This is a genomic window from Huintestinicola butyrica, from assembly GCF_025567215.1.
Lineage (GTDB): Bacteria > Bacillota > Clostridia > Oscillospirales > Ruminococcaceae > Huintestinicola > Huintestinicola butyrica.
This window is the reverse complement of the sequence record NZ_JAOQKB010000001.1, coordinates 261,277-275,076: the sequence shown is the minus strand read 5'-3', so window position 1 is coordinate 275,076 and position 13,800 is coordinate 261,277. Positions and strand designations below refer to the sequence as shown.

The 13,800-nt window shown below is 46.9% G+C and carries 14 protein-coding genes and 1 pseudogene; 10 read left to right on the top strand and 5 right to left on the bottom strand.

Annotated features, from left to right (window positions below; all coding sequences use genetic code 11):
* Nucleotides 1–7: 7 nt before the first annotated feature.
* From OCV68_RS01260 to OCV68_RS01240, 5 genes are all read left to right on the top strand, one after another.
* Nucleotides 8–712 (top strand): amino acid ABC transporter permease, encoded by a 705-nt coding sequence (locus OCV68_RS01260; protein WP_262570213.1) that lies wholly within the window; start codon nt 8–10, stop codon nt 710–712.
* Nucleotides 713–728: 16 nt separating this feature from the next.
* Nucleotides 729–1,493: an amino acid ABC transporter ATP-binding protein gene (locus OCV68_RS01255; protein WP_147622285.1), complete on the top strand. Its 765-nt coding sequence runs from the start codon at nt 729–731 to the stop codon at nt 1,491–1,493.
* 15 nt (nt 1,494–1,508) lie between these two features.
* Entirely contained in the window at nt 1,509–2,177 is a 669-nt protein-coding gene (locus OCV68_RS01250) for an ABC transporter ATP-binding protein (protein ID WP_022475107.1), read from the top strand.
* Between the two features lie 228 nt (nt 2,178–2,405).
* Complete coding sequence (locus OCV68_RS01245) at nt 2,406–3,449, top strand: SHOCT domain-containing protein (protein ID WP_262570212.1); 1,044 nt, start codon at nt 2,406–2,408, stop codon at nt 3,447–3,449.
* 110 nt (nt 3,450–3,559) lie between these two features.
* Nucleotides 3,560–3,907 (top strand): hypothetical protein, encoded by a 348-nt coding sequence (locus tag OCV68_RS01240; protein ID WP_022475105.1) that lies wholly within the window; start codon nt 3,560–3,562, stop codon nt 3,905–3,907.
* Nucleotides 3,908–4,112: 205 nt separating this feature from the next.
* On the opposite strand, the gene OCV68_RS01235 is transcribed toward OCV68_RS01240, so the two are convergent.
* The 3 genes and pseudogenes from OCV68_RS01235 to OCV68_RS01225 form a co-directional block, all read right to left on the bottom strand.
* Nucleotides 4,113–4,604 carry a DUF2798 domain-containing protein gene (locus OCV68_RS01235; protein WP_022475104.1) on the bottom strand — a complete coding sequence of 164 codons (492 nt, stop codon included), beginning with the start codon at nt 4,602–4,604 and terminating at the stop codon, nt 4,113–4,115.
* A 207-nt stretch (nt 4,605–4,811) separates the two neighbouring features.
* Entirely contained in the window at nt 4,812–5,747 is a 936-nt protein-coding gene (gene metA / locus OCV68_RS01230; RefSeq protein WP_022475103.1) for a homoserine O-acetyltransferase MetA, read from the bottom strand.
* 126 nt (nt 5,748–5,873) lie between these two features.
* Nucleotides 5,874–6,318 (bottom strand): annotated as a pseudogene (locus OCV68_RS01225) (TspO/MBR family protein).
* A gap of 207 nt (nt 6,319–6,525) precedes the next feature.
* On the opposite strand from OCV68_RS01225, the gene nifS reads away from it, so the two are divergent.
* The 5 genes from nifS (at nt 6,526) to OCV68_RS01200 (ending at nt 11,805) form a co-directional block, all read left to right on the top strand.
* Nucleotides 6,526–7,752 (top strand): cysteine desulfurase NifS, encoded by a 1,227-nt coding sequence (gene nifS / locus OCV68_RS01220; protein ID WP_022475101.1) that lies wholly within the window; start codon nt 6,526–6,528, stop codon nt 7,750–7,752.
* Nucleotides 7,753–7,775: 23 nt separating this feature from the next.
* Nucleotides 7,776–8,198, top strand: coding sequence for a Fe-S cluster assembly scaffold protein NifU (gene nifU, locus OCV68_RS01215; protein ID WP_147622507.1), 423 nt, complete (start codon nt 7,776–7,778; stop codon nt 8,196–8,198).
* Between the two features lie 133 nt (nt 8,199–8,331).
* On the top strand, nt 8,332–9,261 hold the full coding sequence (locus tag OCV68_RS01210; RefSeq protein WP_022475099.1) for a hypothetical protein: 930 nt from the start codon (nt 8,332–8,334) through the stop codon (nt 9,259–9,261).
* 22 nt (nt 9,262–9,283) lie between these two features.
* Nucleotides 9,284–9,844: a TetR-like C-terminal domain-containing protein gene (locus tag OCV68_RS01205; protein WP_022475098.1), complete on the top strand. Its 561-nt coding sequence runs from the start codon at nt 9,284–9,286 to the stop codon at nt 9,842–9,844.
* Between the two features lie 185 nt (nt 9,845–10,029).
* On the top strand, nt 10,030–11,805 hold the full coding sequence (locus OCV68_RS01200) for an oleate hydratase (protein ID WP_262570211.1): 1,776 nt from the start codon (nt 10,030–10,032) through the stop codon (nt 11,803–11,805).
* A gap of 80 nt (nt 11,806–11,885) precedes the next feature.
* On the opposite strand, the gene OCV68_RS01195 is transcribed toward OCV68_RS01200, so the two are convergent.
* Together OCV68_RS01195 and OCV68_RS01190 are read right to left on the bottom strand one after the other, a co-directional pair.
* Nucleotides 11,886–12,782: an N-acetylmuramoyl-L-alanine amidase family protein gene (locus tag OCV68_RS01195; RefSeq protein ID WP_262570210.1), complete on the bottom strand. Its 897-nt coding sequence runs from the start codon at nt 12,780–12,782 to the stop codon at nt 11,886–11,888.
* Nucleotides 12,783–13,066: 284 nt separating this feature from the next.
* Nucleotides 13,067–13,783, bottom strand: coding sequence for a competence type IV pilus major pilin ComGC (locus OCV68_RS01190; RefSeq protein WP_022475095.1), 717 nt, complete (start codon nt 13,781–13,783; stop codon nt 13,067–13,069).
* Nucleotides 13,784–13,800 lie beyond the last annotated feature (17 nt).

Sequence of the window (13,800 nt, the reverse complement as noted above, 5' to 3'; positions counted from 1 at the left end):
TTCACAGATGACAACCGATGAAATTCTCAGCGTCACTAAGATACTGCTGGATTATCTTGTTCCTACCGTTAAGATATTCGGCTTTACGCTACTTTTCTCCATACCTCTCGGAATGATAGCAGCAATGCTGAAAATGTGCAGTTTCAAGCCCATATCGTGGCTTACCAACATATATATCCTCGTTATGAGAGGCACTCCCCTTATGCTCCAGGTAATTGCGGTGTACTACATAATCCCCTACCTTAAACTGGCTCAGGGTCTGCCCGCCTTTATGACATCTGCACTTGATATGATAAATATCAGGAGCGAGAATTATATGTTCTACGCCGTGCTTACCGCATTCTCGCTGAACTATGCGGCTTATTTTGCGGAGATATTCAGAGGCGGCATCGAGTCCATACCAAAGGGACAGTATGAAGCGGCGGCAGCACTGGGCTTTACCAAGTCACAAACATTTTTCAGGATAATCCTCCCGCAGGTAATAAAAAGAATAGTTCCCGCCTCCTCCAACGAGATAATCACACTGGTAAAGGATACCTCCATCGCAAACGTCGTTGCATATGCCGAGATAACCCTGAAAGCACGTCAGCAGATGCAGCTTTACAGCTCACTTATCCCCCTGATAATCGCAGGCGTTTTCTACTTTGCAATGGCTATGATACTTACCTTTGTGTTCTCTCTCATAGAGAAGAAGCTCAGCTACTATAAATAAGAAAGGGCAAATTTTTATGGCAATGCTTGAAATAAAAAATCTGTCCAAAAGCTTCGGAAAGCTGGAGGTACTGAAAGACATCTCCTTTACCGTTGAAAAGGGACAGGCTGTTTCCATCATAGGCCCCTCGGGAAGCGGAAAATCCACTCTTCTCAGGTGCGTGAACCAGCTTGAAAAGGCTGACGGCGGCACTATAGATATCTGCGGCATCTCCATGATGACCGCCGATGAAAACGGCAAGGCAGTCTATGCAAATCCCAAGACGCTGAGAGATGTGCGTCTGAAAATAGGTCTGGTTTTCCAGAACTTCAACCTTTTCCCACACTTTTCCGTGCTGAGAAACATCACGGAAGCGCCTATGTGCGTTCTGGGCAAGAGCCGTGCGGAAGCGGAGGCTACCGCTATGGAGCTGCTGGGCAAAATGGGTCTGGAATCCAAGGCGCATGAATATCCCTGCAATCTTTCTGGCGGTCAGCAGCAGCGTGTCTCCATTGCAAGAGCGCTGGCTCTTAATCCCGAAATGCTTTTCTTTGACGAGCCTACCTCTGCCCTTGACCCCGAGCTTACGGGCGAAATTCTGAAAGTTATCCGCAGTCTGGCGGAGGAGCAGATGACCATGGTCATCGTTACCCATGAAATGGCATTTGCAAAGCAGGTATCGGACAGAGTAATTTTCATGGACGGCGGTGTTATCATCGAAAACGGCACTCCCGAGGAGGTTTTCGAGCAGTCGCAGAACGAAAGAACACGCCAGTTCCTCCAGAGATATAACAACAGCTGATGAAAGGAGATATTTATGAGCGACATTATTCTTAAAGCCGAGCACCTTGTCAAGACCTACGGCAGCGGAGAAACAGCCGTGAAAGCGCTTGACGACGTGAGCCTTGAGGTCTCCAAGGGCGAATTTGTTGCCATTGTGGGACAGAGCGGAAGCGGAAAATCCACACTTCTCCATATGCTGGGCGCAATGGATTATCCCGATTCGGGCACTCTCACAGTTGACGGCGAGGACGTTTTTTCCATGAACGACGACGCACTGGCACAGTACCGCCGCCGCAAAGCAGGCTTTGTGTTCCAGTTCTTCAATCTCCTGCCCGTAATGACCGCAAAGGAAAATATACTTATCCCCCTGTCGCTGGACGGTCAAAAAGCCGATGAAGCATATCTGAACGAAATTGCAGAGACAATGGGCATCGCAGACAGGCTTTCCCATTACCCTCACCAGCTGTCTGGCGGTCAGCAGCAGAGAGTTGCTATTGCCCGTGCAATGATTTCCAAGCCTGCTGTAATCCTCGCCGACGAGCCTACGGGAAATCTGGACTCCGCTTCGGGAAACGAGATACTCTCCCTCCTTAAAACCACCATAAAAAAATATGACCAGACCCTTATCCTTATCACCCACGACATGAACGTGGCTGAAAAAGCGGACAGGATCATCACCATAAAGGACGGAAAAATAAATTAACAGTCTGCTTGACAATAACACAATTTATTCTAATTCTTACACACAATATTGTGCATACTGCATAATATTGTGTAACTATTTTTGCGTTCAAATTTTAAATTTTATTTGACACAAAAAGTTTTTTATGGTATAATATTACAGAAGTATATCGCAGACTTTAGACAAATCAGTACGAAACACCCAAAGCCCGCGTCAGTAAATCATCTTTAAGGAAATGGAGTAATGAGAATGAGCAGCCAGTCAAATTCCAGCGTTTACAGTGAAAAGAAAATAGCCGCATATGAAGCAATGTTCAAGGAATCCTCCTTTGCAAAGCCACAGGAGGTTTATTTGACGATCACGGTAGCTCATCTTTTCGGACAGGCGTATATTATGGAGCAGCAGGGCACCAAGGAAGGCGATCCCGTTTATTCAAGGTTCGTGTGCCCCCTGGAAGAGATCACAAAGGTATATATCAACGAAAATGCCAAGTCAAGCCCCCTCTTTATCCAGTGCGATACCGATGTTAAGGGCGTTGTTCACCGCAAGAGAATAATAGTTCCCTGCCTCGACAACGTAGCTTCCATCGTAAGCCAGATAAAGGAAGTTCAGGCTGCACACATGGAAAAGGTCAATGCCGCTCTCGAAAGAGAAAAGCAGAGAAAGCTCCGTGAGATCGAAGAAAAGCGCAAGGAAGAGCAGGCAGCTATCAAAGTAAATGCCGCTATCCCTCCCCTTTCGGCTGTTGAGAAGCTTCCCGATCCCGAGCCTGTAAAGGCAGTCAATATTCCAACACCTGCGCCCGTTCCCACACCTGCTCCCGAAAAGGCAGACAAAAAGAACGTTGAAGATCTTAACAATGAAATAGCTGAGTCCATGAAGGCTCTTGAAAGCTTTGAAAAGGTTATTTCAAGCACTCCAGCAAAGGAAGCAGCTCCCAAGAAGCCCGCTCTTGACCTTGATTCTATCCCCGACAAGGCAGAAGCCGTTCCCGCACCTGCCCCCGCTTCTGTTCCTGCTGCAGAGCCTGCACCTGTAAAGGAAGAGGTTCCCATTCAGGAAGTAAAGCCTGTTCAGGCTACAGTTCAGCCCGAGCCTGCTGCTCCTGTTGAGGAAAAGCCCATACAGCCTGCTGTTACAGCAGCTCCAAGGGTAAATCCCAACGGAAGGCCCTCTGCACTTTCCGACTTTGAAACAGAGGTTAGAAAGCTCAAGGCTCTCAAGGACGAGGGCAAGATAACCGCAGAAGAATATGCGGCACAGAAGAAAAAGCTGGTTTCCGAGCTTTACTGATAATAACGATATCCCCCTTTCGGCACATAACCGAGAGGGGATTTTTTATGTGTTTTTCCTGAAAAATCGGGCATACTTTGTTATAAAGAAATGTTCAAAGGAGAAAACACATGAAAATTACAGCAAGATTTTATTCCGTCGATGACGCTGAGTTTGCGGCAGCAGCCATAAGAAGAAACGGCAGCGGCATTTTCGATATCACCATAAACGAGCGTTCCACAGGTGCGGGACGTGACGGCACATTTGCCCCTATGGGATTTTTTTCGGGAATAGGCTCCGGAAGCACGGCTGCCATGCCTCTGCCTGTATATGGCGCAATATCGGACATTGAACAGCCGGACGGAAACCATCACGAAAACAAATCAGCCTCAATAGAGATAATCTGCCGTGCATCTGAGGCAAAGCGTGTATCGGGTGCTATCATATCCCACGGCGGGCATGATATAAAGGGCAATTAAAGTTAAGAACCTGTCTTCATAAGAAATGTGTGCGGATTTTCGAGCATAATTTTGTTGCAGAGTAGGCAAAAATCCGCAGGCGGGCTTTCGCCCGGCAAGGATTTTTAACGCAGTCTGCGGCAAAATTTGCCGAAAAGACGTGCGCATATGCTTGTGAAGACGGGTTCTAATGGCGTTACCCGTTTGGATAACGCCATTGAAATATTTATTCAGCTGCGGGAATTTCGGCAGCTTTTTCTTTTTCCCTGAAAACAGCTCCGAATATGGCTCTTACAACAGGGCCTGCAAAGAATATCTGCCAGCAAAGCGCCATTGGAAAGTTTTTAACAGTTGTTTCAATCCACACAGCAACGAACTCACTGCCTGCATTTTTGAAAAGCAAAGTAGCTGCCAGGCTCATAAGCGGGCACATAAATATCACCGACACAAAAGATATGGCAAGTACAAGATGAAAGGGATTGTCTCTTCTCACATCTACGATCTTAAAAGCCTTTGCCTTTGCGATTTTTCCTACAATGAAGAAATCCAGTATGAACGCAATGGGTCCCATTATGATAAGCTCATGGAAAGCGGAAAGAAACACCTCGTTCTTCATTCCGCCTATATTCAGTGCAATGTTATAGCATATCATTGCATAGACCATGAAAAATACCATAATAATTGTGAAAATAACTTCCTGAAACTTGTTTTTGGGCATAAAAAAACCTCCTATGATAAACTACTGCAAGAAAATGTGTTGTTCGTTAATCATTCGGAGAATGTACGTTTCCAATAAAACCAGTATTCTTTTTTTACGGTGATTATTTTACCATATTTTTGCGGTAATTGTCAAGGCAATAAGGCGTAAAATAATTATGAACACATAAAATATCCCTGACGGACTGCTGCCCGACAGGGATATTCTTCACTTTTCAATTTTAATAGGCTCCAGATTACCCAGATCGTAGGGTGTTTCCTGATATACACAGTAGTTGACCCAGTTGGAGAACATCATGTTTGCATGACAGCGCCAGTTGAAATGAGGGGGCTGTCCCACATCATCATACGGGAAATAGTTGTAGGGCTTCTTGATAGGCAGACCCTTGTCATAATCACGCATATACTCGTCCCTGAGAGTAAAGCGGTCATACTCGGAATGGCCTGTCACAAAGAACAGCCTGTGAGACTTATCCCCTACGATATGCACTCCCGAAATGGGCGATGATGTAAGTATCTCCAGCGAAGATATCTTCTCGATATCCTCTCTGCGCACCTCCGTGTGACGGGAATGGGGGACGAAAAATTTCTCGTCAAATCCCCTTACCAGCGGGTGATATGGCATCTCGATAATATGAGGGAACACGCCGAACATTTTCTCTTTCAGCCCGTACTTGGGTATTCCGTAATGATAGTACAGTCCCGCCTGAGCGCCCCAGCAGATATGGAAGGTGGAGAAAACATTGGTCAGCGACCAGTCCATTACCTCGCAAAGTTCTTTCCAGTAGTCAACGTCCTCAAACTCCATCTGCTCAACAGGTGCGCCTGTGATGATAAGACCGTCAAAGCGCTCGTTCTTTACGTTGTCAAAGGTGGTATAGAACTTGTTGAGATGTGAAACGGGGGTATTTTTTGATACATGTGAAGCTGTCTGCAAAAACTCGATATCCACCTGAATGGGCGAGTTACTGAGGAGCCTGAGTATCTGTGTCTCGGTCTCTATCTTTTTGGGCATAAGGTTAAGAATAGCTATCCTCAGCGGACGGATATCCTGATGAGCTGCGGTCGCATCGGTCATGTAGAAAATATTTTCATGCTTCAGCGCTTCGGTAGCGGGGAGATTATCGGGTATATTTATAGGCAATAAAGCCACTTCCTTTCGGTATTACAGGTCATATCTTTTATTTTACCATATACTCGGGAATAATGCAAGTTTTTGATGAAAAGTAATTTACGGGATATAATGAAATAATGATGAAGCGGGCTTTTATCAGTTAATTACCGCCGTGGCGATATTGAGATACGCCGCAAAAATGAGCCACAGCAGATACGGGACATTGAGCCATGCGGCTGTATATCATCAGCATCACAAGTACGATAAGCAGGATTATGACCGCCGCCCCTGCCCACAGCTTTTCATATTTAAAGAACACTATGCTCCACGAGAAATTCACCGCCAGCTGAGCGGCATAGATCCACAGCGCCCGCTTTTTATCAGCTCTGCCGTCGGAAAAATATATCAGATATGCGGATATCCCCATAAGGGCATAAAGCACCGCCCAGACAACGGGGAAAAGCCATGCGGGCGGCATAAGGAGCGGAGAAGCATATCTGTCAAAAAAACCGGCGAAGTCCCCTGTTATCAGTGCTGACAGCGCTCCCACAAGCTCTGCGGAAACTATAAAAATAAACAGCTCGGTATATTTTATCTTCATACGCTCACCTCTCAGGGAAGTATATGCTTTGAAAGAAAAGACAATTCCTACTTTTTAGATAGAATAACCGCAATATTATACAAATTATACCATAAAAATGTGCAAATCAATAAAATTGGTCAGATACACTTGTATTTCACACTGAACAGGTATATAATAAATAAGTATATTATGCTCATCATCACATTCAGAAAGGAAGATCCTTTTATGGCAGACCGTTTTATATATGCCGATAACTCCGCCACAACTCAGGTATCGGAAAGCGTGCTGAACGCAATGCTACCATATCTGAAAGAGCAGTTCGGCAACCCCTCCAGCATCTACAGACTGGGACGTGACGCAGGACGTGCCATTGAAAATGCAAGAAGCGAGATCGCCGAAGTTTTCGGCTGTCTCCCCAGAGAGATTTTCTTCACCAGCGGCGGCTCGGAAGCTGACAACTGGGCTATTAAAGGCATCGCAAGAAGCCTTGGCGCAAAGGGCAAGAAGCACATCATCACCACCGTTTTCGAGCATCACGCCGTTCTTCACACCTGTGCCGACCTTGAAAAGCAGGGCTTTGAGGTAACATATCTCCCCGTAAGCGACAAGGGCTATATAACCCCCGAGCAGGTTGCCGAGGCTATCCGTGAGGACACGGCTCTTGTTTCAATAATGTACGCAAACAACGAGATCGGCACCATAATGCCTATCCCCGAGATAGCAAAGGTCTGTCATGAAAAGGGCGTGCTTTTCCATACCGATGCTGTTCAGGCTGTGGGCAATGTTCCCATAAACGTAGCCGAGCAGGGCATTGATATGATGAGTATGTCAGGTCATAAAATTCACGCACAGAAGGGCATCGGCTTCCTTTATGTACGCAAGGGAATAAATCTGCCCAACCTTATCCACGGCGGCGGACAGGAAAGAGGCAAGCGTGCGGGAACTGAAAATGTGCCTGCAATCGTCGGACTTGCTCAGGCAGTAAAGGACGCCTGCGCCGATATTCCCGCAAAGCAGGAGCGCATTTCCAAGCTCCGTGACCGCATTATAAGCGGCATAACCTCTCAGGTACCCGCCTGCCGCATCAACGGCGGAATGGAGCACAGGCTGGCAGGAAACATCAACATCTCGTTTCTCGGCGTTGAGGGCGAATCCCTGCTGCTTATGCTTGACCTTAACGGCATATGCGCTTCCAGCGGCTCAGCCTGCACCAGCGGTTCACTTGACCCCTCTCACGTACTGCTTTCGCTGGGTCTGCCCCATGAGGTAGCTCACGGCTCTCTCAGACTTTCCATCGCTGACCCCATCACTGAGGACGATGCGGATTACATCGTAAAGACCGTGGTAAGCGTTGTGGCAAAGATAAGAAATATGTCACCCATGTGGGACGACATAGTAAACGGCAGAGATGGCACCGAAAAGTGGCTTAAATACGTTTCCCCCGTTAAATAAATTATAGGAGCTGATATATTATGATGCTTTACAGTGAAAAGGTAATGGATCACTTTACAAATCCCCGTAATGTGGGCGAGATAGAAGACGCAGACGGAATCGGCGAGGTAGGCAACGCAAAGTGCGGCGACATTATGAAAATGTTCCTTAAAATAGACAACGGCGTTATCACCGACATAAAGTTCAAGACTTTCGGCTGCGGCGCTGCCGTTGCCACATCTTCAATGGCGACCGAGATGATCAAGGGCCGGAAGCTTGAGGACGCACTGAAGCTCACCAACAAGGCTGTGGTAGAGGCTCTGGACGGTCTGCCCGATTCCAAGCTCCACTGCTCCGTTCTTGCCGAGCAGGCTCTCAAGGCTGCTATCTCGGATTATTACAAGAGACAGGGCGTTGACCCCGTTTCCATTGTGGGCGAGATACCCGAATGCGAATCCTGTCACTGACATCATCACGCAATAATATAAAAATTATTTTAAAGCGGCTGAAAATCGGCCGCTTTTTGCATTTTACTTTTCCTTGACAAAACCCTCAGACAATGTTAAAATAATAGTATCATGCTAAAAAGGAGCAGTTATAATGAGTATAAAATTCCATCTGCCTGATTTCTGGAGCCACGGTCCTCTTAATCTGGCACTTATTGATATGATAAAGGAGCACCCCGAGTATTTCCGTGACGGTGTGGAGATAGCTTCCGTTTACGGCTGCTTCCCCCCCGCTGTATGGAACGGCGGAAGAAATATCAACGGCTATGCCGATGAGCGTGCCATTACCCACGTTCTCGATGAATTCAACAAGAGAGGTATCCCCTGCCGCTTTACCTTCACCAATCCCCTGCTCACTGAGGAGCATATGAGCGACCGTTTCTGCAACAGGCTCGTTCAGCTGGCTGACAACGGTCTTAACGAGGCTATCGTAAACACTCAGGTCATGGAGGATTATCTGAGGGCAAATTACCCCAACTACAAGCTCACCTCCTCCACCTGCAAGCAGATAAGAGGTCTGGAGCCTCTCATTGAGGAGCTTAAAAAGGACTACAGCCTTGTTGTGCTTGACTATAACTGGAACAACGATTTTGAGGCGCTGGAAAAGATACCCGAGGAATACCGTGGAAAGATAGAAGTTTTGGTATGTCCCTACTGCTTCCCCGACTGCAAGCGCAGAGGCGACCACTACAAGTTCCTTGGCGAGCAGCAGATAAAGCGTTCATCTATCAACGCATTCGGCAACATCGGCGGAATAAATATGCTCAATGTTCAGACAGAAGAGAATTTCAGATGCGAGGCTATCAGCCGCAATTTCCTTGAAACTATAGAATTTTCAACTCATATAACTCCCGAAACACTTTTTGAAAAGTACGTACCCATGGGCTTCAGGCACTTCAAGATCGAGGGCAGAACTCTCCACCCTCTGAACGTTATCGAAAGCTACGTTTACTACATGACTAAGCCTGAGTACAAGGACCTTGTACGCCTCAAGCTTGGACTGGACACATTCAGAGCAAGATAAACCGATCGGAGGAAGTTAAGCTTTGTCACAGGTCACAAAACGGGCTTTGGAAGCATCGCTCAAAAATCTGCTGCTGAAAAAGCCTCTCGACAAAATCACAATCAACGATATCACCGAGGACTGCGGCATCAACCGCATGACCTTTTATTACCATTTCAAGGATATTTACGACCTTATAGAATGGTGCTGCGTGGAGGACGCAAAGAAGGCTCTGGAGGGCAAAAAGACCTATGACACATGGCAGCAGGGCTTTTTGCAGATATTCGAAGCTGTGCTTGACAACAAGCCATTTATCCTGAACGTGTACCATTCTGTCAGCCGTGAGCAGGTGGAGCTGTATCTGTACAAGCTGACCTATGACCTGCTTATCGGTGTGGTGGAGGAAAAATCTGCGGGAATGAACGTCCGTGACGAGGACAAAAAGTTCATTGCGGATTTCTACAAATATGCCTTTGTGGGGCTTATGCTGGACTGGGTAAAGCACGACATGAAAGGCGACCCGCACGAGATTATCGAAGAGCTTTCCATTGTAATGCACGGCAACGTCACCTCTGCGCTGGAGCGTTTCAAGACAAACAAATGATTTTATCAAACCGGCAAAAATGATAAAAAAACAATCTCTTTTATCCCTCTGATAAAAATCTTATCAGAGGGATTTTTCTGTTTATTGAAAAATATCTCCGTTTGAGATAATATATAATTACCGAAAGGGAAAAAATAAAACAAACGAAAATCAAGTACCAAACAACATTTCAGGAGGTATTTTTTATGTATTACTCAAGCGGAAACTATGAAGCATTTGCAAGACCCTTAAAACCCGAGGGCGTTGACGGAAAGTCCGCCTATATTGTAGGAAGCGGACTTGCTGCTCTTACAGCAGCCTGCTACCTTGTCCGTGACGGTCAGATGAAGGGCGAGCACGTTCATATCCTTGAAAAGGAGCAGGTTGCGGGCGGTGCCTGCGACGGCTGGAAGTTCGAGAACGTAGGCTACGTTATGAGAGGCGGCCGTGAAATGGATAACCATTTCGAGGTAATGTGGGATCTGTTCCACTCTATCCCCTCTATCGAGACTGAGGGCGTTTCAGTCCTCGACGAATACTACTGGCTCAACAAGGCTGACCCCAACTACTCTCTCTGCCGTGCTACCGTAAACAGAGGCGAAGACGCTCACACCGACGGCAAATTCGATATCTCAGACAAGGGCGCAATGGAGATAATGAAGCTGTTCTTTACCGCAAACGAAGACCTGCAGGACAAGAAGATCACCGATGTATTTGATGATGAAGTCCTGAACTCCAACTTCTGGCTCTACTGGCGCACAATGTTCGCTTTCGAGAACTGGCACAGCGCACTGGAAATGAAGCTTTATATACAGCGTTTCATTCACCACATCGGAGGTCTGCCCGATTTCAAGGCTCTGCGCTTCACAAAGTACAATCAGTATGAGTCAATGATACTGCCTATGGTCAAGTATCTGGAAAGCTTCGGCGTTCAGTTCCACTTCGGCGTAAAGGTCGTTAACGTTGAGTTTGACTGCACTGCTGACCGTAAGCAGGCTACAAGAATTGATGTTATTCGTGACGGCAACGAGGAAGCTATCGACCTGACCGAAAATGACCTTGTGTTCATCACCAACGGCGGCTGCGTTGAAAACTCCACCATCGGCAGCCAGAACACTCCCGCACCCTTCAACTACGAGATAAAGGAAGGCGGCGGCTGGGATATGTGGCGCAAGATCGCTGCTCAGGATCCCGCTTTCGGTCATCCCGACAAGTTCTGCTCCGACCCTGAAAAGTCCAACTGGATGAGTGCGACTGTCACCACCCTTGACCAGCGCATTATCCCCTATATCAAGAACATCTGCAAGCGTGACCCATTCTCCGGCAAGGTAGTTACAGGCGGCATCGTGACCGCAAAGGACTCCTCATGGCTCCTGAGCTGGACTATCAACCGTCAGCCTCAGTTCCGCAGCCAGCCTAAGGATCAGTGCCTTGTTTGGGTATATGCTCTGTTCTCCGACAAGCCCGGCGACTACGTTAAGAAGCCTATGAGAGACTGCACAGGCAAGGAGATCTGCATGGAATGGCTGTACCACATCGGCGTTCCCGAGAGCGATATCGAGGACCTGGCTGAGCACAGCGCAAACACCGTTCCCTGCATGATGCCTTATATCACCGCATTCTTCATGCCCCGTGCATACGGCGACAGACCCGCTGTTGTTCCCGAGGGCGCAGTAAACTTCGCTTTCCTTGGTCAGTTCGCCGAGACAAAGCGTGACACCATCTTCACCACCGAATACTCCATGAGAACAGGTATGGAAGCCGTTTATACTCTGCTTAACATCGACAGGGGCGTTCCCGAGGTATGGGGCAGCGTTTATGACCTGCGTGCTCTCCTGGACGCTACAGTAAAGCTCCGTGACGGCAAGAAGATCACCGACATGGACGTAAATCTTATCGAAAGATTTGCTCTTAAAAAGGTGCTTGAAAAGATCAAGGGCACCGATATCGAAAAGCTTCTCAAGGAATATAACGTTATCTGATGATTTTTTCAAGTTATCTGTAAACACGAAAAGGGACTGTTGCAGCCTAAGCCGCAGCAGTCCCTTTTTTATGTGCTGTATCAGAAAAGTCCGTCAAGGCAGTCTGTTTTGCCCTCGGATAACATTTTACCGTACTCATCGGAGAAAACAAGCGTCATAATAGTCTCGTCATTATAAGTGACAGAACCGACCTTTGTGCCCTTCTGGTAAAGGATATTTGTGCCGCTTGCCTCGCTGTAGGTCGCCATTTTCTCCCAACCGTCGGAGGTGAAATAGCCCTTGTACTTCTTGAGAGCGGAAGCGGAATAGGTTTCGGCATAGCCTACTGCGCAAAGCTCGTCATCTGCGTTGAACACATAGTAAGCGTAAGGCTCGCTGTCAGCCACCATAAGGAGGGAATCCTGTGCGTAGTATGACTTGAAGCCGCCCTTTTTGATGACCTGCTCCTGAGACATTCCCCATTTCAGACCGTCCAGAGGAGCTGTGAGAACACTGTCGGAGGAGGAAGAAGTCTTGCTGCCGTTTTTAAGGATACCGTCTGTGCCGAAATCATAGGTCTTGCCGCTGATCTTCAGCTTGCCTGTGCGCATCTTGCCGTTCTTGCCGAAGTAATAGGTGTCTCCGCTGAGTTTCACAAAGCCCGTGCGCATTTTTCCGTCTTTGCCGAAATAATATTTGCTGCTGCCGATCTTTGACCAGCCTGTCAGCATCTTGCCTTTCTTGGCGCTGTTGAAATAGTAGGTATCATCGCCTATCTTCTTCCAGCCTGTGAGGGCAATACCTTTCTTATCGAAATAGTATGTGCCGTCGCCGATGGTCTGCCAACCTGTAAGCTTCTTTCCTGTGTCATCGCTCTTATAGCTGTATCCGCTGTCGGACTTGACCCACTCGGCGCTTACCCCTGCTGAAAGGGCTGTGACTGATGAAACCGCAACTGCTGCTGCCATTACCGCTGAAATAAATCTCTGCTTTATCATTTTAGCACCCCTTAAAGATATTGTGATATAAATATGATACATCTTTTTTGTAAATATGTCAATACTCTGAAAGCTTCGGCATAAAGTTTTATACTAAGCACCAATTAAAAACTATACAAAAAATCGAGCATAATCTTGCGTGTATGGGTTATGTGAAGATTTTTTGTCTATAGGTTGATTGAGGATTAGTATTAGTATTATTCTCAGCTCCGAAAACCCACAGGAAAAGAGGCTGCTGCAGAAATCTGCAGCAGCCTCTTTAGAGTTTTTAATTTTACAAATTATCATGCAGTAGGTGCGGGGATAGGATACTGACCTACATATGCAGTCTCATAACCCTTGTTGTAGCAGGTCTCCTGGCTCTTCGCAATGCGCATTGTTCTGCCGTGCACATTAACATCAGCTAAAGTATCATTAGTTGCTGCGGTGAACATTGATTCATAAGGCTTGGAAGATACAGCGCAAACTGCATCCCAGTCAAAATTTGTGGTGCAGGTGCTGCAATCCTTCTTCTGCTCACTGTAAAGTGCTAACTTCACGGTATATGTTGCAGGATAGATCTCAACATACCATGATCCCGCAAAATCTTCGCTGAGACCTGAAAGGATACCTTTGGCAGCTTCGTCCCATTTAACAGCACCTGGAGTAATCACCGAACTTCCCGAAGCCTCGGAACTGCCAAGGATACGGAGGTCATTTATGGTAACGTCCTTGGTATTGCTGTCCATGCCGAATTTGCACGCTGTTCCGCCTGACGGTACCGCACCGAAATAATCCTCGACCTTTGCTCCCCTTGTCTGGAGAGAGTTGAGATAATCCTGTGTTGCCACATATATCTGCTGTGCCTGGTCATTGGCTTCTCTTATTCTCGAGGTCCTTATGTAATCTGTCATATTGGGAACTATTATCATAAGGAGCACCGATATGATAGCAATTACAACTATAAGCTCAAGAAGAGTAAAACCCTTTAAGCTTTTGATATTTTTTTTGATTTTGCTCATTGGACACCCTCCTGTTA